Raw genomic sequence first — 23,112 nt, forward strand, 5'->3', positions numbered from 1 at the left:
ACACAGCGTGAGTATGGCCCAGCGTGAACGCCACGCCCTTGTCGCGACGATGATCGAGGCCGGTCCGTCCGCGCCGACCCTGTGCGGCACCTGGACCGTGCACGACCTGGCCGCCCACCTGGTGGTGCGGGAGCGCCGCCCCGATGCCTCGCTCGGCATCCTGGTGCGACCGCTGGCCGGGTACCTCGAGGCCGCCCAGGACACGATCGCCCAGCGCTCGTTCGCCGAACTCGCCGAGCAGGTCCGCACCGGCCCGCCATGGTGGTCGCCGCTGCGGCCGGTCGACGCGATCGTCAACCTCACCGAGATGTTCGTCCATCACGAAGACGTGCGCCGGGCCGAACCAGGCTGGGAGCCACGGGAATTGACGGCCGCCGACGAGGCTGCGCTGTGGTCGGCGCTGCGCAGGATCGCTCGCGCCGCCTACCGCAAGTCACCCGTCGCTGTCGTGCTCGCCACCCCCGACGGCGACCGGATCGTCGCGCACAAGGCACCCGGCGCCGAGGTGGTGCTCACCGGTAAGCCCTCCGAGCTGGTGCTGCACGCGTTCGGCCGCGACCAGGTACGCCTGGAGCCCACCGGCGCCGCCGACGATGTGAGCGCGGTGCTCGCCTCCGACCGCAGCGTCTAGAGCCACTCCGCGCTGCGCCGCCACAAATCGCGCGTCGAGCCTTGATTTCGACCGACCGGCGCGATTGTGGATGCGCAGCCCGGGTCGGGCGCTACACCACGTAGCGGCGCAGGCGCCGCGCCGCGAACTCGCGGAAGTACGACAGCTTCTCCGGCGGCACGATCGAGGGCAGCAGGAAAAACCACGCGCGTTCCATCCTGGCCGCCATCTGGTCGATCGACTCGGTACCGACCGCGACGATGTGCACCCCGGCGGTGAGCTCGTGCAGCAGCAGGCCGACCACCTCGGGATCCAGGTCGGCGTGCAGGTCGCCCTGGGAGATGGCGCGCTCGGCCAGCACCCGGTACGTCTCGCTCCACACCTTGGCGATGTTGTCGCCCTGGGCACCCCGATAGTCGCCGATCTGGTGGGTGAGCTTGAGCATCGCGCCGACCATCGGATCGTTCATCGACAGGTCGGCCACCACATAGGTGATCCCGATGCACGCCTCGAGGGCGGGCACCCTGGAATCGAAGAAGCCCTGGCAGGAACCGACCAGGCGCTCGTTGCCCTGGTCGACCACCGCCCGCGCCAGCTCCTCCTTGGAGCCGAAGTGAAAGTACAAGGCGCCCTTGGTCACATTGGACTGCGCGATGATTTCGCTGAGGCTCGCGTTGGCGTAGCCCAAACGGAGAAAGACATCGGCAGCGCCTGCAAGGACGGAGTCGCGGGTGATCTCCGCGCGCGCTTGCCTAGCCATCAGATCCGCCTGTCATCCAAATCCAGCCATCCTGAAGTAGACCGACATCGAAGAATTTTGCTCGACATACCGCCCGGCAGCACCCGAAAGGATGGGTGAACCGTACCACCAGACCGCTTCGGGACAGCCAGATCCCGAATCAGGCGAGGCCGACGGCGCTATCGTCCGGTTACCCCGCCGAGTCATCCACCTGCCCGGTATTCCATTCGGAGCTGAGGCCCGGTTCGGCTTCCAGGTGACTCAATCCGTTCCAGCACAGGTTCACCAGATGCGCAGCGACCACTTCTTTCGGCGGGGTGCGCTCGTCGAGCCACCAGGTCGCCGCCGTCGACACCATGCCGACGAGGGCCTGGGCGTAGAGCGGAGCCAGGCTCGGGTCGAGATCACGCCTGGCGAAATCGCCCGCGAGTAGATGCGCGACCTGGTTGACGGCCTCGTTGAGCAGGCTCGAGTAGCGCCCGTCGGCGTTCACCGCGGGCTGGTCGCGGACCAGGATCCGGAAGCCGTCGGTGCGCTCCTCGATATAGGTGAGCAGCGCCAGCGCCACCTGCTCGAGCCGCACCCGAGAACGGTTGCGGGTGAGCGAGGAGGTGATCATGTCCAGCAGCATCGACATCTCGCGGTCGACGACCACCGCGTAGAGCCCCTCCTTGCCGCCGAAATGCTCGTAGACCACCGGCTTGGAGACCTGCGCCCGCTGCGCGATCTCCTCGATGGAGGTCGCGTCGTAACCCCGCTCGGCGAACAGCGCGCGACCGATCTCGATCAGCTGCTGCCGTCGCTGCGTTCCGGTCATCCGCGGCCGCGACGTACGACCTGTTTCGCTCGAAGACATGCGCCCCCGCCCTCTCCGTGACTCGTGCCGGTCTTCAGATCTGTACGTACGTACCGAGAAGGCTAACAACGGGCCCGCGGGGCCGCGCCGACAGGCACACCCAAGATTCGCCGGTCGGTGGGATCATGTGCGAGGATCATCCCCGTGCCGTAGCACAGTGGTGGGTTGTCCTGGCCCACTGGTGTGGCGATCCGCCGTAGTGTAATGGCAGCACCTCTGATTTTGGTTCAGATAGTTCAGGTTCGAGTCCTGGCGGCGGAGCACACGGACACAGTGACGTATCGTCGGCCCGCACCATCACCGACCGAACCCGCCACAGCACACTCGCTGACAGGCAGCCGAGGGAGATCCATGCCACCGCAGACCGCCGTCGTCGTTCTCGCAGCAGGTGCTGGGACGCGAATGCGGTCGAAGACCCCGAAAGTGCTGCACCCGCTGGCGGGCCGGTCGATGCTCTCGCACGCGCTGCACGCCGCCGTCGAGATCGACCCCACCCACCTGATCACCGTGGTCGGCCACGACCGGGAGAAGGTCGCCGCCGCGGTCGACGAGGTGGGTAAGGAACTCGACCGCGACATCGTCTGCGCGGTACAGGAGGAACAGCTCGGCACCGGCCACGCGGTGCGGTGCGCGCTGGACGCGGTGCCGGTGGACTTCACCGGCGATCTGCTCGTCACCTCCGCCGACGTGCCACTGCTCGACGGCCACACCCTCTCCGCGCTGCTCGACGAACATCGCAGCTACGCCGAGCGGCCCGCCGTGACGGTGCTGACCTTCCTCCCCGACGACGCCAACGGCTACGGCCGGATCGTGCGCGACGCCGACGGCCAGGTCGCCGAGATCGTCGAGCACGCCGACGCCACCCCGGCCCAGGCCACGATCAAAGAGGTCAACTCCGGCGTCTACGCGTTCGACGCCTCGGTCCTGCGGACCATGATCGGGCGGCTGTCCACCGCCAACGCCCAGCACGAGCTCTACCTCACCGACGTGCTGCGCCTGGCCCGTGAGGCAGGCCATCCGGTGCACGGCGCGCGCCTGATCGACTCCAACAAGGTGACCGGGGTCAACGACCGGGTGCAGCTGTCCCAGGCGGGCGCCACCCTCAACCGCTACATCCTGGAACGGCACATGCGCGCCGGGGTCACCATCATCGACCCCGCCACGACCTGGATCGATGCGAGCGTGCGGATCGGGCGCGACGCGGTGCTGCGGCCCGGCACCCAGCTGTTCGGCGAGACCAGCATCGGGGAGGACGCCGAAGTCGGCCCGGACACCACGCTCACCGACGTCGTCGTCGGCGCGGGCGCGAGTGTGATCCGCACCCACGGCGAACGCGCCGAGATCGGCGATGGCGCCACCATCGGCCCGTTCAGCTACCTGCGACCTGGCACCGTTGTCGGCGAGTCCGGCAAGCTCGGCGCCTTCGTCGAGACCAAGAACGCCTCGATCGGCGCGCACTCGAAGGTTCCGCATCTGACCTATGTCGGCGACGCCACCATCGGCGAGTACAGCAACATCGGCGCTTCCAGTGTTTTCGTGAACTACGACGGCGTGAACAAGCACCACACTGTGGTCGGTTCCCACGTGCGGACCGGGAGCGACACGATGTTCATCGCCCCGGTCACGGTGGGTGACGGCGCGTACACCGGGGCGGGTACTGTACTGCGTAGGAGCGTTCCACCGGGGGCACTTGCGGTGTCGGGTGGGCCACAGCGCATCATTGAGAACTGGGTGCAGCGTTACCGTCCGGGAACCGCTGCGGCGCGCGCGGCGGCGGAAGCCATCGCGGCAAACGAGACGTCTGAGCAGACAATCGAGCAAAAGGATGGCAACCAGCAGTGACCGCGTTCTCGATCGACAACCAGAAGAACTTGATGCTCTTCGCCGGCCGGTCACATCCCGAGCTGGCCGAGCAGGTCGCCAAGGAACTGGACGTCGACATCACCCCGCAGACCGCGCGTGACTTCGCCAACGGCGAGATCTTCGTTCGCTTCGAGGAGTCGGTCCGCGGTTCCGACGCTTTCGTGCTGCAGAGCTTCCCGGCACCGCTGAACCAGTGGCTGATGGAACAGCTCATCATGATCGACGCGCTCAAGCGCGGTTCGGCCAAGCGGATCACCGCCGTGCTGCCGTTCTACCCGTACGCGCGCCAGGACAAGAAGCACCGCGGCCGTGAGCCCATCTCCGCCCGCCTCGTCGCCGACCTGCTCAAGACCGCGGGCGCCGACCGCATCATCACCGTCGACCTACACACCGATCAGATCCAGGGGTTCTTCGACGGCCCGGTCGACCACATGCACGCGCTGGTGCAGCTCTCGGAGTACATCCGCACCAACTACCCGTCGGACAACCTGGCCGTGGTCTCCCCCGACGCGGGCCGGGTGAAGGTCGCCGAGAAGTGGGCCGACGCGCTCGGCGGCACCCCGCTGTCGTTCATCCACAAGACTCGCGACCCGCTGGTCCCCAACCAGGTGAAGTCCAACCGCGTCGTCGGTGACGTCGAGGGCCGCACCTGCGTGCTGATCGACGACATGATCGACACCGGTGGCACCATCGCAGGCGCGGTGAAGGTGCTCAAGGAGGCGGGCGCCGGTGACGTGATCATCGCCGCCACCCACGGTGTGCTCAGCGACCCGGCCGCCGAACGGCTGGCCGCCTGCGGCGCCAGGGAGGTCGTCATCACCAACACGCTGCCGATCAGCGAGGAGAAGAAGTTCCCCACGCTGACCGTGCTGTCCATCGCGCCGCTGCTGGCCCGCACCATCCGCGAGGTCTTCGAGAACGGCTCGGTGACAGGGCTGTTCAACGGCAACGCGTGAGCTAGCTGTTCCGCCTCCCCGAGACTTTCGGCCAGACCTCGGTGCGGGGTCGGATTAGCCGGTCCCCGGCGAGTTGCCCATGTTCTCGCGAGACCAGTCGGTTGCGATGCGTCCTGTCGGACGTGGCGCACCGGCTGGTCTTGGTGCATTGTGGGGTTTGAGATCTTGACGTATCGAGGGGGGACATGAGCGCGGAATCGGAGCGGCCGGTCGAGTTGGGGAAACGTGGCGCGCGGGAACCCGCGCGACCAGCTGCCGCGCCTACTCAGAAGCTGTGGGCCGACGATGTGCCGCCGAGGGAATTGCCGGGGGTGCCGACGGCTTCTGGCACCGGTGAGCCGTGGTCTGGGCAGCGGCCACCGTCGGTGCCAGGGTCGATCGCGCCGGTGCCGCCTGCGGGACCCGTGCGGGCCGACGGTGGTTGGGCAGGGGGCGAACAGGGTGCACCGGTCGAGCTGCCGCCGTACCCGCCACCGCCACCGCCGGTGTATCCGGTGCCGGGACCGATGGCCTACGGTGTGCCGCAGTATCCGGGGCCGGTCCCCTACCAGCCGATGCAGGCTGGTCCGGTGCCACGGTACGGGTACACCGACGACACGCCCATCTGGTCGATCCTCAGTTTCTGCTGTGTCGCGGCATCGGTGCTCGGCGGCGCGATGCTGTGCGGACTTCCGGTGCTGATCACCGCGCCGACCGGGATCGTGCTCGGCGTCGTCGGGCACGGCAAAGGCGAGCAGATGGGCAAATGGGCCGCGATTGCCAATGGTGTCACCGCCGCACTCGCCGCACTCGCTGTCGTGCTGTTCATCGCGTTTCTCGGCAGCATCTGAGCGGCGCCGGGCGATACTGGGGAGGTAGCTGGCCGATCGCCTGGCAGGAGCGTCGATGAGCAAGCACGAGGAACCGGAGCGGCCCGCCGTCTCCTACTCGCTCCGGGACGACACACCGGCGGACTCGACCACGGCAGACCAGAAGCAACCGGGACGGCCCGGCATCGCCTACGATCTGCCCGCCGAACCCGACGGCGGCACTCGCACCAGACAGCCATGGTCTACAGCGGGCTTCGTCCTGGCCGTCGTCGCCCTGCTGTTCTTCCCGATCATCTTCGGCGTCATCGGTGTCGCCTGCGGCCTGTACGGTCGCAGGCGCGGCGAGGAACTCGGGAACTGGTCGGCCCTCGCGGCGCTCACCGCGCTGCTGGCCGGCCTCGCCATCCGGGTGTTCTTCTTCGACGCCGACCTGATCCCCGCGCAGAACTGAGAAACGCCGCAGACGATGGACACCTTCACCGGATTCCCGCTGGCCGCGCTCGACTTCTACGAAGACCTGGAAGCCGACAACTCCAAGACCTTCTGGACCGCGCACAAGCGGATATACGACGAGGCGGTGCGGGCGCCGATGCTGGCGCTGACCGCCGAACTCGAGCCGGAGTTCGGACAGGCCAAGATCTTCCGGCCCTATCGGGACGTGCGGTTCTCGGCCGACAAGTCGCCGTACAAGAACCATCAGGGCGCGGTGGCGGGCACGGCGCCAGGAGTCGGCTGGTATGTGCAGGTGGGTGCGGCCGGGCTGTTCGTCGCGGGCGGCTGCTACCAGATGTCACCCGCGGCGCTGGCCGCGCTGCGGGCGACCATCGACGACGAGGTGCGCGGCGCGGAACTGGCCGCCGTTCTGTCAGAGGTGACCGCGGCGGGGTTCACCATCGGCGGCGAGCAGCTCAAGACCAAGCCGAAGGGCTACCCGGCAGATCATCCGCGCATCGAGCTGCTGCGGCACAAGTCGCTCGTCGCGAGCCGCGAGTTCGGGGCACCTGAGTGGCTCACCACCCCGGCCGCGGCGACCGAGGTCCGGCGCGCCTGGAACGACCTGCGCCCGCTGGTGGAGTGGTTCACCGGAGTGCTGGCCGGCGTGGCCCACTGACCACGGGCGTTGCTTGCGTGACGGCGGGCGCGCCGAGGCCGATACTGGGGCTATGAGCCGTGAACCGCTGGACATGGACATGGGCGATGACGATCAGGCCGACGACATCGTCGAATACGAGCGCTACGTCGAGGACCCGCCCGCGGACTACGTGATCCGCAATCACGAGGCCGACGCCGACGGCTTCCTCGGCATCGACGAGGAGCTCGGCGAGGAGTGGTCCGCGCGCGGTGCCGCCCGCGAGGCCGTCGCCGAGGACGAACGCCCCGCCGAGGTCGCCGCGGTGCGGGTGGTCGGCGACGACCGTGTCGACGGCGACCTCTACGACCGCGAGGGGCTAGACGGCGACGAGGACCTCATCGCCGGCGAGACCCTCGCCGACGAACTCGACCTGTAGAGCCCGTAACCCTCAGCGCCGCTGCGCCAGGACCAGAGCGAACCGATCGTCCTGGTCGGTCCAGAGGTGTGTCGTGGCGAAGCCCGCTGCGTCGAGTTCGGCCCGCAAGCCGTCGGGCCGGAACTTGGCCGAGATCTCGGTGCGCAACTGCTCGCCCGCGGCGAACTCGACGGTGAGGTCCAGATCGGCGATGGTGGCGGTCATCGCCTCGGTGGCGCGCAGACGCATCTCGATCCACTCGTTGTCCGAGTCCCACAGCGCGACGTGTTCGAACCGGTCCGGTGCGAAATCGGCACCGAGCCGATGGTTGAGCACGTGCAGAACGTTGCGGTTGAACTCGGCGGTGACACCGGCCGCGTCGTCGTAGGCGGGAACGAGCACGGCCGGGTCGATCACCAGGCCCGCCCCGAGCAACAGCAGTTCGCCCGGTTCCAGCACCTCGGCGATCCCGGCCAGGAATTCGGCACGTTCGGCGGGCACCAGGTTGCCGATGGTGCCGCCGAGGAAGGCGATCATGCGGCGCCCGCCACGCGGCAGATTGTGCAGGGTGTCGGTGAAATCGCTGACCACACCGTGCACGCTCAATTGGGGGTACTCAGCGGCCACCTCGGCGGCGGCACCACGCAGGGCGGAAGCCGAGACATCCTGGGGTACGTAGGTTTTCAATGCGCCTTCGGCGGTGAGCGCGTCGAGCAGCAGGCGGGTCTTCGCGGCCGAGCCCGCACCGAGCTCGACCAGTACCTCCGGCCTGGCCGCCGCCGCGATCTCCCCGGCGACCCGCTCCAGCAGGGCCCGCTCGGTGCGGGTCGGGTAGTACTCGGGTAACTCGGTGATCCGCTCGAACAGCTCGCTGCCCCTGGCATCGTAGAACCACTTGGGCGGCAGGGTTTTCGGGGTGGCGGACAGGCCGGCGCGGGCATCGGCGCGCAGGGCGGCGGCGAGATCGTCGTCGGTGAGGTGGATGTCCAGCAGCGGCGCGGTCATGAACGGACCCTTTCGGTCACGGGAAGCTCGAGAGCGGATACGGTGCAGTGGCCGGGGCCTGCGACCGCCAGCCGGCGATCGTCGATCGGCTGCCACCGGGGATCGTCGTCGTAGGGTTCGGAACTCAGCACGGTGTGGTCCTCGGCCACCAGCACCGACAGGGCATGCCAGCAGGTGGTGGCCCACAGCTCGGCGCCGTTGCCGAGCAACAGGTTCAGCCGAGCGCTCGGCTGGTACCGCAGGACGGTGGCGACCAGCAGGCGCAGCGCGTCGGCCGGGGACGTGATCGGGCCGTCGGGCGTGATAGCTCCGAGCAGCCCGCGCAGCAGCACCCACAGCGCCGCCGAGTCGGTGAGCGATTCGGCCCGCAGCAGCGCCGCGGGCGAGCCGAACGGGCGGGTGGGTGTCACCAGACCGGGAACATCGGCGCCCTGCGCACCGATCGATGCCGCCCGGACCAGGAACTCGTCCAGGTCGGCGAGGACGAGCGGCATGGTGGTACGCCAGTCGGGGACGACGCCGTTGTGGCTGAAGGCCCAGTGCTCGTCGACGAACGGCGCGCAGGCCGCGCGCTCGACCGGCATGCCCACCGTCGCCGAACGCACGGCGGCGACCACCGACCGCGACTCGAGCTGGCCGAGTACCTCGACGACCGCCGGGTCTGTCCAGATCGGCGCGGCATTGCGATACCGGGTGACGGCCTCGCGCGCACCATCCATACCCACCTCGGCCCGCCGCCACCACGCGACACCGAACCCGTCGGCGTTGATCGTGCCGCCGCCACGCATCTCCGCCGGCGCCCACGATTGCGTGTACAGCGAATGGGCACCGCGCACGACCAATTCACCGACCGCGACGGGCGGGCCGACATACCCGAGATGACGGCACATCAGCGGCCCACCCACCCCGTGTACCGGACGCGGGCGCTGTATACTGCGGATCGACGGGCCAGGTGTCGGCGCGCACCGGCGGTGCCGCCGCCGCGCATCAGAGCTCCTCCGGTCGCAGGTCGCGGGCCAGCCGGAAGCCCGCGAAAATCTGGCGGCGGATCGGATGGTCCCAATTGCGGAAGGTGCCGCGACAGGCCACCTCGTCGGTGCCGAACGAGCCACCGCGCAGTATGCGGTAGTCGCCGCCGAAGAAGACCTCCGAGTACTCGCGGTAAGGGAACGCGCGGAAACCCGGGTAGGCCTCGAAACCCGACGAGCACCACTCCCAGACATCACCGATGAGCTGGTGGACCCCGGTCGCGGACACCCCGGCGGGATAGGCACCGACCTCGGCGGGTTCCAGGTGACGCTGGCCGAGATTGGCCAGCCGCTCGTCCGGGATGTCCTCGCCCCACGGATATCGGCGGGAGTCGCCGGTGGCCGGATCGAACCTGGCAGCCTTCTCCCACTCGGCCTCGGTAGGCAGGCGTTTACCCGCCCAGCGCGCGTACGCCTGCGCCTCGAACCAGCACACGTGCACCACCGGCTGCCGCGGGCGAAGCGGGGTACGGACACCGAAAACCGTTCGCGTCCATCCACCGTCGTCGTGCTGCCAGAACTGCGGAGCGACGAGTCCGGCCTCCTGCCGGTGTGCCCAGCCGCGCTCGGACCACAGTTCCGGCCGTTCGTACCCGCCGTCGGCGATGAAGGCGAGGTACTGCGCATTGGTGACGGGCGCGACGTCGATGGCGAACCCCGGCACGTGAACGGGGTGGGCTGGGCGCTCGTTGTCCAGTGCCCACGGGTCGGCCGAGGTGCCCATCAGGAATTCGCCCGCGGGGATGCGTACCTCACCGGTCACCGGGACCGGCGCGGTGGGCGCCGGTGGTGCCGACAGCACCGGAGCGCCGAGCCGCAGCTGGTGGGTCGCGAGCATGGTCTCGTCGTGCTGCTGTTCGTGCTGGGCGATCATCCCGAAGGCGAAACCCTTGTCCACCAGTGGATTACCGGACAGCGTGCTGGAGTCGAGCACATCGAGCGCCTTCTCCCGCACGGTGCCGACGTAGCCGCGCGCCTGGTCGGGGTTCAGCAGCGGCAGCGCGGGACGGTTCGCCCGCGCGTGCTTGAAGGCGTCGTAGAGCTCGTCGATATCGGCGCGCACCGGCTCGCGGCCGCCGACGTCGCGTACGAGCCAGAGCTCCTCCTGGTTGCCGATATGGGCGAGATCCCAGACCAGTGGGCTCATCAGCGGCGAATGCTGGGCGAGCAGATCGTGCTCGTCGACGGCGTCGGTGAGCACGGTGGTCCGGTGGCGGGCCCGCTGCAGGACCTCGGCGATCCGGTCGCGCATGCGCTCGCGATCGCTGTGCTCGGTGGCGGCGGAAAGGGTCACGTGGATCAACTCCGGAGAAAGTCGGGCGACAACGAGTCGGGAGGTCGGTGCGGCGGCGGGGCCGAGTGCGGGGCGAGACACCGCGAGCCGGCGCGCCCGCTGATCCGGCGATCCGCGGTGCGCGCCTCCCCTCGATTGCCGACCGCCGTCGCGGGTCCGCGCCGATCGGTCGGCGCACCGCGATGGACGCTGTTCATCGAACCGGCCTCCGCCGGTCGCGCGTCGGACGCTCGCCCGCGCGACAGCGACGCACCGCTGCCGCCAACTCCGCTGCGGCGGTGGCTGATCGGGCATGCGCGCCCGCCAGTTCGAGCAGGCTGACTGCCGCCGCGCGTAGGTCGGGATCGGCAAGGCCGCGGCGCGCGGCGAGCAACCACTCCCCCGCGACGGGAGCGGCAAGGCGCGTCGCCTCCGCGACCACGGCGGGGGCGCCGAGCAGAGCGTCGAGCGCGTGGATCGGCGTGGTCCAGGTGTCGCCCGGCTGGGCATCGAGGTAGCGGACCTCGAGGTGGCCGGCGGCGCGGACCGGCGGGAACAGCGTGGTCAAGTGGTAGTCGAGATCGGCGCGAGTGGGGCGGCGGCCGACCTCGTCGTCGAGGGCGCCGCCGAGCCAGTCGGCGAAGGTGGCGCCGGGCGGGGGTGACCAATCGTCGTCGCGGCCTGCGCAGCGCACACACAGCAGCGGCACATCGAGGGCCCAGTGCGCGTAGGCCGCGATCGGATCGGCCCAGTCGGCCACCGGCGGGCGGGTACGCGACGGGTCGAGCCGCAACCAGGTGCGCATCCGCTGGGAGACCCACTCCCCCGGCGGCGCGCCGTACAGCTCGGGCGAGCAGGCGAACGCGGCGATCAGCGCGGGTGCGAGGACGTACAGTGCCGTCCAGCGGGCACGTACCTCGGCCGGGTCGGCTCCGGCGTCGACGCTGACCTGGGTTGCCGCGGTATTGCACATCATGAGGCTGCCGAACGGGCCGACTCCGGCGAACCGGCTTTCCATGGCCGTGTAGCGGGGCAGGCGGAGCAGTCGTTCGGGCGGGCGGGCGGCGTCGGCGGCAGCGGCGGTGATCCCGATGCCCGCGGCGGCGAGCAGGCGCCGCAAACGGGCCGCATCGGCTGCGAGGTTCCGGGTGAGCGCCTCGGCCTCGGCGAAGGGGGCGCTGGAGAGTTCTATCTGACCACCGGGTTCGATGGTGACCCTGCTTCCCCCCGGCAGGGTGGCCGCGGCCGAAGCCGGGGCGATCGAGCTGGGCGCGTGGGGTCCGAGCGCCGCCGCCATCAGCTCGATGGAGGGTCTGGCACCGGTGGGTCCGGTGGTGAGCCACTCCAGTTCGGCGCCGATCAGGCTGGGTGGCCCCAGCTTGAAGCAGACCCCACCCACATAGGCCTCCGCCGCCGCCCTGGAGGACAACTCCCCCTGGTCGAGGGCGGTTTCTGGCCGCGAAGGCCGTTCCAGTGTGACCGCCATGCCAACCTCCGCGTGCTGGGCAATGCTCTGGGAATCCGCCTGCTCGCGCAACCGGGTCATTCCAGAGTAGCGACGGGCACCGACAGGAAAAGTGACGAATTGGGGAACGGCTCGGGCCGCTATGGTCGTCCCCATGATGGATCTCGCCGCACTCAGAGCCGCCACCCCAGGACTGGCGGACGGACAGGTCTTCCTCGACAGCGCCGGATCGTCGCTGCCGCCGAAGATCGTCACCGACACCGTCGTCGCTCATCTGCGGCGAGAGGCCGAGATCGGTGGCTACCGAGCGGCAAACGAACGCATCGACGACCTCGCCGCGGTGAAGACCTCGATCGCCACCCTGATCGGCGCGACGCCGGACAGCATCGCGCTCAGCGACAGTGCGAGCCGGTCATGGGCCGATTTCGCCTACTCGGTACCGCTGCGGCCCGGCGACCGCGTGCTCATCTCCGAAGCCGACTACGCCAGCAACGCGATCGCCGCACTGCAGCGGGCCGCGCGCACCGGCGCGGTGGTCGAGCGCATTCCCAGCGACGACACAGGGCGCCTCGACACCGACGCGCTGGCGGCCATGCTGGACGAGCGCGTGAAGCTGGTGTCGCTGCAGCACGCGCCGACCAACGGCGGCCTGGTCAATCCGGTCGGCGAGGCCACCAGGATCGCCCACGAGGCCGGTGCGCTGGTGCTGCTCGACGCCTGTCAGTCGATCGGCCAGCTGCCGATCGACGTCGCCGCGCTCGGTGTCGACGCGCTCTCGGCCACCGGTCGCAAGTGGCTGCGCGGGCCACGCGGCACCGGATTCCTCTACGTCCGTGCCGAATTGGCCGAGACCATGGAACCGGCCCGGCTCGACCTGCACAGCGCATCCTGGGTGAGCCCGACCGAGTACCGGCTCGCCCCCGACGCGAGCCGGTTCGAATTCTGGGAGTGCGATGTGGCCGCCCGGCTCGGTCTCGGCGCCGCCGTCGACTACCTGCTCGGGCTCGGCGCCGACGCGGTGTACGCGGCGGTCGCCGAGCGCGCGGACCACCTGCGCAAGACCTTGCCCGAGCTGCCCGGCGTCACCGTGCACGACCTCGGCACCGAGCACAGCGGCATCGTCTCGTTCACCGTCGACGGCCACGACCCGATCGCCGTGCGTGACCGGCTCGCCGAGCACGCGGTCACCGTCACCGTCAGCCACGCGAGCTCCACCCTGCTCGACATGACCGGTCGCGCCCTGCCCGCGATCGTGCGCGCGTCCCCGCACTACTTCGTGAGCACCGACGACCTGGACCGCTGCGCCGCCGAGCTCGCCCGCGTCATCGGTTGACCGCCTAATTGCTCGTGGCCGAACGGCAACGGCTATCGTTGTCGGACCCGGATGCCGCGCAGTCCCGTTGGCCGGACACCGCGCGGTCGCCGGGCATGGTCGGCAGGGCCAGGTCAGGGCGGTAACTGATCGGCTGATGCGGGAATTTGCCGCACCATCGGGTAGACCATACGTGTGGACCGCCACGCTGCCACCTTCGCCGTTGAGCTGGCGGGGAGCTCGGCGTCAGTCGGGGTTAACGCCGGGTTGGCTGGCGGGGATTTTCTGTTGGGAGAGCACGGCCGTAACCGATCGTTGGCGTAAAGGGAGTCCGACGTTGAGCAGGTTCACCGACGAAATGTTTGCCACAGCGCTGTCCAGTCCGCGGGGGCTGGTCACCGGGGAACCGGAGGCGGCGTTGCGGCAGAGCTGGGGGGAGATCCATCGCACCGCGCGGCGGATGGCGGGTGGGCTCGCCGCAGCCGGGATCGATCACGGTGCGGCGGTCGGCGTGCTGGCCGGCCTGCCGGTCGACATCGCCCCTGTGTGCCAAGCCATCTGGATGCGTGGCGCCTCGATCACCATGCTGCACCAGCCGACCCCGCGCACCGATCTCGCCGTCTGGGTGCGCGACACCGAGACGGTGCTGCGCATGATCGACGCGAAGGCGGTGGTCCTCGGCGCGCCGTTCGACGCCGCCGAGCCGGTGCTGCGCGAACGTGGCATCACCGTGGTGCGGATCGAGGACCTGCACGCGGGCGCCGACACCGAACCCGTCCCCACGGACGAATCCGATATCGCGCTGCAGCAGTTGACCTCCGGGTCCACCGGCTCGCCCAAGGCGGTGCGGATCACCCACGGCAACTTCTACGTGAACGCGCACGCGATGTTCAATCGGGTGAAGTTCCAGCTCGACGACGACGTGATGATCAGCTGGCTGCCGCTGTTCCACGACATGGGCATGGTCGGGTTCCTCAGCGTGCCCATGCAATTCGGCGCCGAGGTGGTCTGTGTGACCCCGCTGGACTTCCTGGCGAGGCCGCTGCTGTGGGCCGAGCTGATCGCCAAGTACCGCGGCACCGTCACCGCAGCACCGAACTTCGCCTATTCGCTGCTGGCCAGGCGGCTGCGCCAGGCCGATCCTGGGTCGATGGACCTGTCCAGCGTGCGCTACATGTGGAACGGCGCCGAACCGGTCGACCCGGACACGATGATCGCGCTGGCGGAGGCGGGCAAGCACTTCGGACTCAATCCGATGGCGCTCACCCCGGTGTACGGCATGGCCGAGACCACGCTGGCCGTCTCGATTCCCGACCCCGGCCACGGCATGGTGCTCGACGTGATCGACGCCGATCTGCTCGAGGCGGTGGGCAAGGCGGTACCGGTCGCCGAGGACGGCCACCACGGCACGCCGCGCAGGCTGCCGACGCTGGGCCATCTCGTCGACGACCTGGAGGGCCGGGTGGTCGACGCCGAGCGCCAGCCGCTGCCGGTCCGCTCGGTCGGCGTGATCGAATTGCGCGGTCCCGCCGTGACTTCGGGCTATGTGACGGTCGACGGTTTCCGCTCCGCCAAGGACGCGGACGGCTGGCTCGACACCGGCGACATCGGCTACTTCACCGAGTCGGGCCTGATGGTGGTGTGCGGGCGGATGAAGGACGTGATCATCATGGGCGGCCGCAATATCTACCCCACCGATATCGAGCGGGCCGCGCTGCGCGTCACCGGGGTGCGGCCCGGCAACGCGGTGGCGGTGCGGCTCGACGCGGGTGAGAAGCGCGAGAGTTTCGCGGTGGCGGTGGAATCCAACAACCACACCGATCCCGACGAGGTGAAGCGCATGGAACGCGAGATCGTGCACGAGGTGTTCGCCGAGGTCGGCGTGCGCCCACGCACGGTCGCCGTCCTCGGCCCCGGCGCCCTGCCGAAGACCTCGTCCGGCAAGCTCCGCCGCGCCGCCACCGCGGTGCACCTGCGCTGAGCGCGGTCACGGCTCGCCATCGCGGATGGCGAGCCGTGAATTCCACTCAGTGCAGCTGGTTCTGGGCGTCCACCAGGCCCCGTTTCAGCAGCAGTTCCACGGCGTCGGCGGCTTGCTCCACGATCACCGGGACTTCTTTGCGTTCCGGCGCGGCGAACGGCTTGAGCACGTAGTCGGCGGGGTCCTGGCGGCCCGGCGGGCGGCCGATGCCGATGCGGGTGCGCAGGTAGTCCTTGGTGGTCAGCGCCTGCGAAATGGAGCGCAGGCCGTTGTGCCCGCCCTCGCCGCCGCCCTGCTTGAGCCTGATCGCGCCGAAGGGCAGGTCGAGCTCGTCGTGGACCACGATCACCTGCTCGGCGGGCACCGAGAAGAACTTGGCCAGCGCGGCCACCGGGCGGCCGGACAGGTTCATGTAGGTGCGCGGCTTGGCGATCAGCACCTGGCGTCCGTCCAGCCGCGCCTGCAGCAGATCGGCACCGGACTTCTTGTGCACGGCAAAACGGCCGCCGACGCGCTCGGCGAGCACGTCGGCGACCAGAAAGCCCACATTGTGGCGGGTGCGCTCGTATTCGGGGCCGGGGTTGCCGAGCCCGATCACGAGCGACGGCCCGTTGGATTCGATCATCGGCCGAATCCTAGTTGGCGAGTCCTACTCGGACTCGGCCGCGGCCTCGGCGGCGCCTTCGCCCTCTTCGTCCAGCGCGGCGGCGGACGGCGCGGCGATGATGTTGACGATCAGCGCCTCGGCGTCGCCGGCCAGGGCGACACCGGCGGGCAGCTCGATGCCGCCGGCCAGGATCTGGGTGCCCGCCTCGATGCCATGGACCGAGACCTCGATGGACTCGGGCAGCTTCAGCGCGTCGGCCTCGATCGACAGGGTGGTGGCTTCCTGGGTGACCAGGGTGCCCGCGGCGGCGTCGCCGGTGACCACGACGTTGACGTCGGTGACGACGCGCTCGCCCTTCTTGACGATGAGCAGGTCGGCGTGCTCGATGTAGCGGCGGATCGGGTGCACGACGACCGACTTGGTCATCGCGAGCTGGTTCTTGCCGTCGACGACCAGATTGAGGATGGCGTTGGTGCCGTGCTCACGCAGGATGGCGGCGAAGGCCTGGGCGTTGAGCGCCAGGTGCTGCGGCTCGGACTGGTGGCCGTACAGCACGGCGGGCACGTTGCCGTCGCGACGGGTACGGCGCGCGGCACCCTTACCGAACTCGGTACGGACGGCGGCTTCGATCTGGCTCACGTCGGACATGACTGAATGCGCTCCTACGGCTCTTCCGGCTGGTCATTGTGGGCGACCCATCCGAGGGTCAACGTCTACTCGTCGGGCGAAGAACGAACGAGGACGGCCGGAAAGCCGTGCCGCGTCGATCACGGTGAGCACACGAGGCGCACACCCTCGCCGAGACAACCCGACCACCATACCGCATGCGCATCGCCGGGAAAAAACGGCCCCGACCGCGCGAGCACCCCGCCGACCCCGGCCGTGACCGGCGCCGTTTACCCTGGACAGGTTGCCATACCACTTGCGAAAGGTTTTGTGTGAGCGAGTCCGGAGACAGTGCCGCCCCCACTCCGCGCGGACTCCCCGCCGAGGTCGCGCGGCGCCGCACGTTCGCTGTGATCTCGCACCCCGACGCGGGTAAGTCCACTCTCACCGAGGCGCTGGCGCTGCACGCCAGGATGATCTCCGAGGCGGGCGCCATCCACGGCAAGGCCGGTCGCAAGTCGACGGTGTCGGACTGGATGGAGATGGAGAAGGCGCGCGGCATCTCGGTGAGTTCGACCGCGCTGCAGTTCAACTACCGGGCCGCCGGTTCCGACATCGACAATGTGATCAACCTGGTCGACACCCCCGGCCACTCCGACTTCTCCGAGGACACCTACCGCGTGCTCACCGCGGTCGACGCCGCGGTGATGCTGATCGACGCGGCCAAGGGCCTCGAGCCGCAGACGCTGAAACTGTTCCAGGTGTGCCGCCACCGTGGCATCCCGGTGATCACCGTGATCAACAAGTGGGACCGGCCGGGTCAGGCGCCGCTGGAACTGCTCGACGAGATCAGCGAGCGGATCGGCCTCACGCCGACGCCGCTGTTCCTTCCGGTCGGCATCGCGGGCGACTTCCGCGGCCTGCTGCGGCGTGGGCCCGAGGGCGCGGCGACCGAGTACATCCACTTCACCCGGACCGCCGGTGGCGCGACGATCGCACCGGAGGAATCGCTGACCGCGGCCGAAGCCGAGGCGCGCGAGGGTGAGGCGTGGACCACGGCGGCCGAGGAGAGCGAGCTGCTGTCGGCGACCGGGCAGGATCACGATCAGGAGCTGTTCCTGGCCGGGCAGACCTCGCCGGTCATCTACGCCTCGGCGATGCTGAATTTCGGCGTGCGGCAGCTGCTGGAGACTCTGGTCGCGCTGGCGCCCGCGCCGGGTCCGCGCGCCGATGTCAGCGGTACCGATCGGCAACCCGCGGATCCGTTCAGCGCGGTGGTGTTCAAGGTGCAGGCGGGGATGGACACCGCGCACCGGGACCGGCTGGCGTTCATGCGGATCGTGTCCGGCGAGTTCGAGCGCGGCATGGTGGTGACGCACGCGCAGACCGGTCGCCCGTTCGCCACCAAGTACGCGCTGACCGTATTCGGCCGCGAACGCACCACCGTCGACACCGCCTACCCCGGTGACGTGGTCGGCCTGGTGAACGCGACCGCGCTGGCGCCGGGGCACACGCTGTTCGTGGACAAGAAGGTGGAGTTCCCACCGATCCCGAGCTTCGCCCCTGAGCATTTCGCCACGCTGCGCGCGCAGAGCGCGGGCAAGTACAAGCAGTTCCGCAAGGCCATCGACCAGCTCGATTCCGAGGGCGTGGTGCAGGTGCTACGCAACGAGGCGCGCGGTGATGCTTCGCCGGTGCTCGCCGCGGTCGGCCCGATGCAGTTCGAGGTGGTCACCGCCCGCATGCAGGCGGAGTTCAATGTCGAAACCCAGCTGGATTTCCTCGGGTACAGCCTGGCCCGCCGCACCGATGCCGAGTCGGCGCCGGAACTGGATCGCCAGCGCGGAGTCGAGGTGTTCACCCGCACCGACGGCGCGATTCTCGCCCTGTTCAGCGACAAATGGCGACTGCAGTACATCGAGAAGGAACACCCGAAGCTCACCCTGGAGCCGCTGGTCGCGACCGCCGACTGAAACCCTACCGACGATCGCCCCTCGGCCCGGCGGCTCCAACTACCCAGCCCCGCACCCGCGACCTCGAGGAGCGGCAGCCGCGAAGCGGCTGGTCGCGGCCGGGTCGCCGGTCAGCGCTCGAAGCGCATGCGCCGCAGGCGCGAGTCTCGAACGCTGACCGGCGGCCCCTAGGGGCCGCGACCCGAGCGCGCCAGCGCTCCAACTACCCAGCCCCGCACCCGCGACCTCGAGGAGCGGCAGCCGCGAAGCGGCTGGTCGCGGCCGGGTCGCCGGTCAGCGCTCGAAGCGCATGCGCCGCAGGCGCGAGTCTCGAGCGCTGACCGGCGGCCCCTAGGGGCCGCGACTCGAGCGCGCCAGCGCTCCAACAAACACTGTCTCAGGCGGCCGGTCCGGGGTTGCGCTGGACCGAGGAGATGTGGTTCTCCTGGGCGATCATCCCCCAGCGGCTCGCCGTCAGCCGCAGGCTCGGCAGATCGCTGAGCGAGAGAACCACCTCGTAGGTGCGCTCGTAGCCGGTGTGCGCGATGCGCCAGTGCCCGTCCTCGCACCGCACGTAGCGGTCGGTGTAGAAGGCGGCACCGCGCAGGCACATGTTGTGCTCGGGGATGATCACCGTGTCGGCCAGATACCAGGTGCCGGTGGCGGTGTCACCGTCGACATCGATTTCGGGGTGATCGCAGCGGTGCTCGGTGATGACATGCGGGCCGAGGGTGTTGCGCAGGAAGGCGAGGAAGGCCTCGCGCGATTCGAACTGCAGGTATTCGCTGTAGGTGGCGGTCGCCTCGGGAACCATGGTGTCGGCGAACTCGTCCCAGCTCTTGGTGTCGAGGCTGCGCAGGTAGCGGAACTTGAGTCTGCTGATGGCGGTGATGTCGTCGGGATGGTCCGGTGGACGCGGGGCCGGGCCCTGCTCGTCGAGCTGCTGCTGCTCGGTCATCCCACCGTCCCCCGGACCGGGACCGGCGACCAGCGGTTCGTCGTCGCCGGGAAGTAGCGGGCTCGGGCGCACCCAGGTGGGGCCGACCGTCTCGTCGGCACGCACTTCGGGCGGACCTGGCACCTGCTCCATGTCTCCACGATCCCACTGAAACGACCGTAGTGCCGGATCTGTATCAGATCGCTATCACGCCCGACACCTGAGCGTGACCTCCCCCGGCACCGGCCCGCGCTGTCTCAGCTACCGATGGTGAAGCAGGTGCGGCAGAAGTCCTCGCCGAATTCCGACAGCCGCAGGCTCTTGCGCACGATCTTCGGCGCGCGGCCCGCCTTCTTGAGCGCTTCCTCGACCACGGGCTGCACCTCGAGCACCATGTACCGGCTCAGCACCACCGGGTCGTCGGAGGTGTAGGTGAGGCCGAGACGGTTGAGGTTGATCAGGTAGGAGCGGGCCCGGTCCGGGTAGCGCACACCCGCTTGCTCCGGCACCGAGGTCAGATCGCCCTGCACCAGCTCCGAGCCGATGCCGAGCGGACGATTGGTGCGCACGTCGACCGAGGGCTGCGGGCCGTTGAGCGCCATGAAGCGCAGGATGCGGGCCTCGTCGGGGGCGATCTCGTCGAGGATGCGGTCGTAGGCCGGGTGCACGTCCTCGGTGAAGTAGACATCGGCGGAGCGTGCGAGCAGCGCGTCGCCACGGCGGCGCAGGTCCTCGGTGCTGGCCGAACGCAGGTAGGGGCCGACGGCGACGGCCTGCTGGGTGGCGCCGTTGGGCGTCGGCACGTAGCTGACGATCTCGCGCACCGATCCCTCGGTGACGCCGAGCGCGCTGCGCGCGATGGAGCGCAGCGCATTGCCGGTGCGCTCGGCGATCTCGGCCGAGGATTCACCGTCCAGCGCTGCCTGGGCCAGTTCCTTGGTCACCTCGTAGGTGGTGCCGACGGCCCACTGGCTGCCGCGCACCGCCGTACCCGCCGCGAGTCCGGCCGCGCGGAACACCCCGCGGATCAAGCGGGCCTCGTTGCTGATCTGTCGCTGCTCGACATCCGAGCTGCGCTCGACGGCGCGGGTACCGGCACGGGCCAGGTCCTGTCCGGTCCTGTCGTCTGTCACGTCCTACTCCGAAGTCTCGCCATGGGAACGATCGCCCACAGATTATTGCCCGACCACGCTCCAGGCACAGTGTGTCCGCGGCGCGCCCCTGACCGCGCCTGTGTTGTGCCCTGTCACGACAATGTGGTGGTGCTCATTGTTCCGACTCGCCATCGCGAATACGGCATTCGGGACAGGATCTGTGACTGATGTCTCAGACACTACCCTGTGTCCTGTGGCACGACGAATGGACCTCGTTCCGCACCTCACAGTAGGGTCACCTCGCCATGGGGGTGCTAATTTCGGTTTCCGGTGAGGCGGCGAGCACCGGGGTAACGGCAGGAGGGTGTCGTGTTGGAGAGTGTGTTCGGGTTACACCCGACACTCCTGCTCGAAATTCTGACCATTCCTCTTTTCACAGGAGTGATCGGTTACATCACGAACTGGACCGGCATCCTGATGCTCTTCCAGCCGATCAAGTTCTACGGCATCCGATTGCCCGGCCTGCGCGCCGTATTTCCTTACCTACCCAAACGAATTCAGGTTCTGCCGCTGCTCAGTTACGACGGCCGGATCGGCTGGCAGGGCATCGTGCCCTCACGCGCGGACAAGATGGCCAGCATCGCCGTCGACAAGGGGCTGTCCAAACTCGGCAGCGTTTCCGACTTCTACCGTGAGCTGGATCCGGAGAAGCTCGCCGAACATCTGGCCGAGGTGGCCGACGCCCAGATCAGCGACATCGTCGAGGTGATCCTGCGCCGCGAGCACCCCCAGCTCTGGTACAACCTGCCCACCCAGGTGCGTGAGATGGTGCATCAGCGGGTGCGCGCGCAACTGCCGGAGATCCTGCGCGAACTCACCGTCGAACTCGGCAGCAATATCGACCAGCTGCTCGACGTGAAGCAGATGGTGATCCGCTATTTCCAGGCCCGCCCCCAGCTGCTCAACCAGTTGTTCCAGGTGCTCGGCGCCAAGGAACTACGGTTCATGCAGAACTTCGGCTTCTATTTCGGCGCGCCCTGCGGGCTGCTGCTCGTGCTCGCGCTGCACACGACCGGGCTCTCCCCGCTGATCGTGCTACCGGTCGGCGGCATCATCATCGGCTGGGTGGTGAACTGGGTCGGCATCAACATGATCTTCGCGCCCGCGACGCCCAAGTGGTGGTGCCCGTGGCGGCAGGGACTGCTGATCAAGCGCCAGCCCGAGATCACCGCGGGCTACGCCGAACTCGTGTCCACCGAGGTGGTCACCGTGGCCAATATCGGCGACGAACTGCTCAACGGCCCTCGCTCGGACCGCACCCTGCAGATGCTGGAGGACACCCTGCGCCCGGCCGCCGACCGCGCTCTCGGCCCGGCACGCCCAGCGGTGAAGTTCATGCTCGGCAGCCGCGAATACGACTCGCTGCAGTCCACCATCACCGCCGAGGCGATGACGATCGCGCCGATGGCGTTCGCCGATCCGGCGTTCAACGTCCAGCAGGGCCGCCAGGTCAACGAGTACATCGCCCGGCAAATGTCCGCGCTTTCCCCGCACGACTTCGTGGACATGCTGCGTTCGGCCATCAAACAGGACGAATGGTTGCTTTTCGTCCATGGCGGCGCGCTCGGGCTGCTCGCCGGATACGCTCACATCCTGGTCTTCGGAACAGGAGTAGCGACCACATGGATGTAGACGATCCGGGCCCGTCCACCGAGGTGGTCCGACATACCGGGCGGCAGCCCGCGACCACCGGGGCCCGGCGCGGTGGGCTGCCGGTGTCACCGGTGCGCACCGTGCGGGCGGCGACCGGCGTGGCACGGGTCGCGCTGACGGCGGCCTCCGGGATGACGCTGTGGACCCTCGACACCGCGCTCGGCGTCACCGTCACGGTGCTGCGCGGCAGCATGGCGGGCACCCCGCCCAAGGAAGTCCTTGCCGAGGCCGAGGACGAGGTGCGCGACCGGCTCCGGCACGCGCTCGGCCTGCCGAGCGGCGTCGATCAGCATCGCGAACCCGGCATGCCGACGCTGCGCGAGCAGGGCGCCGAGCTGCTGCGGCTGTCGGCCAGTACCCATGCCACCCAACCGGATACGCACCCGGCCTACCCCGGCATCCTGGCCGAGATCACCCCCGACGAGGCGCGGATCCTGCGCTTCGTGCACGTCGACGGGCCGCAGCCCGCGATCGACGTGCGCACCGGCCGCCAGCGCGCGTTCGGCGGCGAGCGCCTGATCAGCGGGCTGACCATGCTCGGCGAGCACGCCGGGCTGCGGTTCCCGAACCGCGTCCCGCAGTACCTGCCGAATCTGCGCAGACTCGGGCTCATCGAGTTCACTCGCGAACCGGTCGGCAATCCGAGCCGCTACCAGCTCATCGAGGCGCAGGAGCAGGTGCGTGACGCGATGAAGCGCGGTTTCGGCACCAAGGTGAGCTACCGCAGCATCATCCTCACCGAGTTCGGCGCCGATTTCGTCACGACGTGCTTGCCGGTGGTCATCGGCGACGGCCGCGAAACGGCCACCTAGGGCTGGC

The 23,112-nt window shown here is 69.1% G+C and carries 22 protein-coding genes and 1 tRNA gene; 13 read left to right on the top strand and 10 right to left on the bottom strand.

Annotation, left to right across the window (positions count from 1 at the left end):
- Positions 1-7: 7 nt before the first annotated feature.
- The gene (locus ACFOW8_RS12305) at positions 8-631 is read left to right on the top strand and encodes a TIGR03085 family metal-binding protein (RefSeq protein WP_378550227.1); all 624 of its coding nucleotides are present in this window, start codon (positions 8-10) and stop codon (positions 629-631) included.
- A 91-nt stretch (positions 632-722) separates the two neighbouring features.
- Here ACFOW8_RS12305 and ACFOW8_RS12310 read toward each other — a convergent pair whose 3' ends face one another.
- Both ACFOW8_RS12310 and ACFOW8_RS12315 read right to left on the bottom strand, forming a co-directional pair.
- Complete coding sequence (locus ACFOW8_RS12310) at positions 723-1,370, bottom strand: TetR family transcriptional regulator (RefSeq protein WP_378550230.1); 648 nt, start codon at positions 1,368-1,370, stop codon at positions 723-725.
- Positions 1,371-1,539: 169 nt separating this feature from the next.
- Positions 1,540-2,166, bottom strand: coding sequence for a TetR/AcrR family transcriptional regulator (locus ACFOW8_RS12315; RefSeq protein WP_378550233.1), 627 nt, complete (start codon positions 2,164-2,166; stop codon positions 1,540-1,542).
- A 229-nt stretch (positions 2,167-2,395) separates the two neighbouring features.
- On the opposite strand from ACFOW8_RS12315, the gene ACFOW8_RS12320 reads away from it, so the two are divergent.
- The 7 genes from ACFOW8_RS12320 to ACFOW8_RS12350 all read left to right on the top strand — a co-directional run bounded on the left by ACFOW8_RS12320 (position 2,396) and on the right by ACFOW8_RS12350 (position 7,341).
- Positions 2,396-2,466 (top strand) — tRNA-Gln (locus ACFOW8_RS12320).
- A 90-nt stretch (positions 2,467-2,556) separates the two neighbouring features.
- The gene (gene glmU, locus ACFOW8_RS12325; RefSeq protein WP_378550236.1) at positions 2,557-4,047 is read left to right on the top strand and encodes a bifunctional UDP-N-acetylglucosamine diphosphorylase/glucosamine-1-phosphate N-acetyltransferase GlmU; all 1,491 of its coding nucleotides are present in this window, start codon (positions 2,557-2,559) and stop codon (positions 4,045-4,047) included.
- Complete coding sequence (locus ACFOW8_RS12330; protein ID WP_378550239.1) at positions 4,044-5,024, top strand: ribose-phosphate diphosphokinase; 981 nt, start codon at positions 4,044-4,046, stop codon at positions 5,022-5,024. The genes glmU and ACFOW8_RS12330 overlap by 4 nt, the downstream gene beginning before the upstream one ends.
- Before the next feature lie 185 nt (positions 5,025-5,209).
- Positions 5,210-5,854 (top strand): hypothetical protein, encoded by a 645-nt coding sequence (locus tag ACFOW8_RS12335; protein ID WP_378550242.1) that lies wholly within the window; start codon positions 5,210-5,212, stop codon positions 5,852-5,854.
- Positions 5,855-5,909: 55 nt separating this feature from the next.
- On the top strand, positions 5,910-6,284 hold the full coding sequence (locus ACFOW8_RS12340; protein WP_378550244.1) for a hypothetical protein: 375 nt from the start codon (positions 5,910-5,912) through the stop codon (positions 6,282-6,284).
- Positions 6,285-6,299: 15 nt separating this feature from the next.
- Positions 6,300-6,944 (top strand): DUF2461 domain-containing protein, encoded by a 645-nt coding sequence (locus tag ACFOW8_RS12345; protein WP_378550246.1) that lies wholly within the window; start codon positions 6,300-6,302, stop codon positions 6,942-6,944.
- Positions 6,945-6,996: 52 nt separating this feature from the next.
- On the top strand, positions 6,997-7,341 hold the full coding sequence (locus ACFOW8_RS12350) for a hypothetical protein (RefSeq protein ID WP_378550248.1): 345 nt from the start codon (positions 6,997-6,999) through the stop codon (positions 7,339-7,341).
- A gap of 12 nt (positions 7,342-7,353) precedes the next feature.
- Here the strand turns inward: ACFOW8_RS12350 and egtD are convergent, their stop codons facing one another.
- The 4 genes from egtD to egtA all read right to left on the bottom strand — a co-directional run bounded on the left by egtD (position 7,354) and on the right by egtA (position 12,112).
- On the bottom strand, positions 7,354-8,325 hold the full coding sequence (egtD, locus tag ACFOW8_RS12355) for an L-histidine N(alpha)-methyltransferase (protein WP_378550251.1): 972 nt from the start codon (positions 8,323-8,325) through the stop codon (positions 7,354-7,356).
- The gene (locus tag ACFOW8_RS12360; RefSeq protein ID WP_378550746.1) at positions 8,322-9,215 is read right to left on the bottom strand and encodes a class II glutamine amidotransferase; all 894 of its coding nucleotides are present in this window, start codon (positions 9,213-9,215) and stop codon (positions 8,322-8,324) included. Before ACFOW8_RS12360 ends, egtD begins: the two co-directional genes overlap by 4 nt.
- A gap of 97 nt (positions 9,216-9,312) precedes the next feature.
- Positions 9,313-10,605 carry an ergothioneine biosynthesis protein EgtB gene (gene egtB, locus ACFOW8_RS12365; RefSeq protein WP_378550748.1) on the bottom strand — a complete coding sequence of 431 codons (1,293 nt, stop codon included), beginning with the start codon at positions 10,603-10,605 and terminating at the stop codon, positions 9,313-9,315.
- 235 nt (positions 10,606-10,840) lie between these two features.
- Entirely contained in the window at positions 10,841-12,112 is a 1,272-nt protein-coding gene (egtA, locus tag ACFOW8_RS12370; protein WP_378550253.1) for an ergothioneine biosynthesis glutamate--cysteine ligase EgtA, read from the bottom strand.
- 133 nt (positions 12,113-12,245) lie between these two features.
- On the opposite strand from egtA, the gene ACFOW8_RS12375 reads away from it, so the two are divergent.
- Positions 12,246-13,424 carry an aminotransferase class V-fold PLP-dependent enzyme gene (locus ACFOW8_RS12375; protein ID WP_378550256.1) on the top strand — a complete coding sequence of 393 codons (1,179 nt, stop codon included), beginning with the start codon at positions 12,246-12,248 and terminating at the stop codon, positions 13,422-13,424.
- Positions 13,425-13,740: 316 nt separating this feature from the next.
- Entirely contained in the window at positions 13,741-15,384 is a 1,644-nt protein-coding gene (locus ACFOW8_RS12380) for a fatty acyl-AMP ligase (protein WP_378550259.1), read from the top strand.
- 46 nt (positions 15,385-15,430) lie between these two features.
- On the opposite strand, the gene pth is transcribed toward ACFOW8_RS12380, so the two are convergent.
- Entirely contained in the window at positions 15,431-16,009 is a 579-nt protein-coding gene (gene pth, locus ACFOW8_RS12385; protein ID WP_378550262.1) for an aminoacyl-tRNA hydrolase, read from the bottom strand.
- 24 nt (positions 16,010-16,033) lie between these two features.
- Complete coding sequence (locus ACFOW8_RS12390) at positions 16,034-16,639, bottom strand: 50S ribosomal protein L25/general stress protein Ctc (protein WP_378550265.1); 606 nt, start codon at positions 16,637-16,639, stop codon at positions 16,034-16,036.
- A gap of 290 nt (positions 16,640-16,929) precedes the next feature.
- Here ACFOW8_RS12390 and ACFOW8_RS12395 point away from each other — a divergent pair, with 290 nt between their 5' ends.
- A complete protein-coding gene (locus tag ACFOW8_RS12395; RefSeq protein ID WP_378550268.1) occupies positions 16,930-18,570 on the top strand; it encodes a peptide chain release factor 3 in 1,641 nt (546 codons plus the stop codon).
- A 376-nt stretch (positions 18,571-18,946) separates the two neighbouring features.
- Here the strand turns inward: ACFOW8_RS12395 and ACFOW8_RS12410 are convergent, their stop codons facing one another.
- Entirely contained in the window at positions 18,947-19,507 is a 561-nt protein-coding gene (locus tag ACFOW8_RS12410) for a nuclear transport factor 2 family protein (protein ID WP_378550750.1), read from the bottom strand.
- Between the two features lie 236 nt (positions 19,508-19,743).
- Positions 19,744-20,619, bottom strand: a complete 876-nt coding sequence (locus tag ACFOW8_RS12415) for an Abi-alpha family protein (RefSeq protein ID WP_378550277.1) — start codon at positions 20,617-20,619, stop codon at positions 19,744-19,746.
- Between the two features lie 402 nt (positions 20,620-21,021).
- Between ACFOW8_RS12415 and ACFOW8_RS12420 the strand changes: the two genes are divergently transcribed.
- Together ACFOW8_RS12420 and ACFOW8_RS12425 are read left to right on the top strand one after the other, a co-directional pair.
- Positions 21,022-22,272 (top strand): hypothetical protein, encoded by a 1,251-nt coding sequence (locus tag ACFOW8_RS12420; RefSeq protein WP_378550280.1) that lies wholly within the window; start codon positions 21,022-21,024, stop codon positions 22,270-22,272.
- Positions 22,263-23,105 (top strand): Abi-alpha family protein, encoded by an 843-nt coding sequence (locus tag ACFOW8_RS12425; protein ID WP_378550283.1) that lies wholly within the window; start codon positions 22,263-22,265, stop codon positions 23,103-23,105. The genes ACFOW8_RS12420 and ACFOW8_RS12425 overlap by 10 nt, the downstream gene beginning before the upstream one ends.
- Positions 23,106-23,112 lie beyond the last annotated feature (7 nt).

Origin of the sequence: Nocardia rhizosphaerae (genome assembly GCF_042650365.1) — a bacterium.
GTDB lineage: Bacteria > Actinomycetota > Actinomycetes > Mycobacteriales > Mycobacteriaceae > Nocardia > Nocardia rhizosphaerae.

Coding starts and splice junctions, on each gene's coding strand:
- ACFOW8_RS12310 (WP_378550230.1), bottom strand. CDS start 1,370: ATGGCTAGGCAAGCGCGCGCGGAGATCACCCGCGACTCCGTCCTTGCA.
- ACFOW8_RS12315 (WP_378550233.1), bottom strand. CDS start 2,166: ATGACCGGAACGCAGCGACGGCAGCAGCTGATCGAGATCGGTCGCGCG.
- glmU (WP_378550236.1), top strand. CDS start 2,557: ATGCCACCGCAGACCGCCGTCGTCGTTCTCGCAGCAGGTGCTGGGACG.
- ACFOW8_RS12335 (WP_378550242.1), top strand. CDS start 5,210: ATGAGCGCGGAATCGGAGCGGCCGGTCGAGTTGGGGAAACGTGGCGCG.
- ACFOW8_RS12340 (WP_378550244.1), top strand. CDS start 5,910: ATGAGCAAGCACGAGGAACCGGAGCGGCCCGCCGTCTCCTACTCGCTC.
- ACFOW8_RS12345 (WP_378550246.1), top strand. CDS start 6,300: ATGGACACCTTCACCGGATTCCCGCTGGCCGCGCTCGACTTCTACGAA.
- ACFOW8_RS12350 (WP_378550248.1), top strand. CDS start 6,997: ATGAGCCGTGAACCGCTGGACATGGACATGGGCGATGACGATCAGGCC.
- egtD (WP_378550251.1), bottom strand. CDS start 8,325: ATGACCGCGCCGCTGCTGGACATCCACCTCACCGACGACGATCTCGCC.
- ACFOW8_RS12360 (WP_378550746.1), bottom strand. CDS start 9,215: ATGTGCCGTCATCTCGGGTATGTCGGCCCGCCCGTCGCGGTCGGTGAA.
- egtB (WP_378550748.1), bottom strand. CDS start 10,605: ATGCGCGACCGGATCGCCGAGGTCCTGCAGCGGGCCCGCCACCGGACC.
- egtA (WP_378550253.1), bottom strand. CDS start 12,112: ATGGCGGTCACACTGGAACGGCCTTCGCGGCCAGAAACCGCCCTCGAC.
- ACFOW8_RS12375 (WP_378550256.1), top strand. CDS start 12,246: ATGATGGATCTCGCCGCACTCAGAGCCGCCACCCCAGGACTGGCGGAC.
- pth (WP_378550262.1), bottom strand. CDS start 16,009: ATGATCGAATCCAACGGGCCGTCGCTCGTGATCGGGCTCGGCAACCCC.
- ACFOW8_RS12390 (WP_378550265.1), bottom strand. CDS start 16,639: ATGTCCGACGTGAGCCAGATCGAAGCCGCCGTCCGTACCGAGTTCGGT.
- ACFOW8_RS12410 (WP_378550750.1), bottom strand. CDS start 19,507: ATGACCGAGCAGCAGCAGCTCGACGAGCAGGGCCCGGCCCCGCGTCCA.
- ACFOW8_RS12425 (WP_378550283.1), top strand. CDS start 22,263: ATGGATGTAGACGATCCGGGCCCGTCCACCGAGGTGGTCCGACATACC.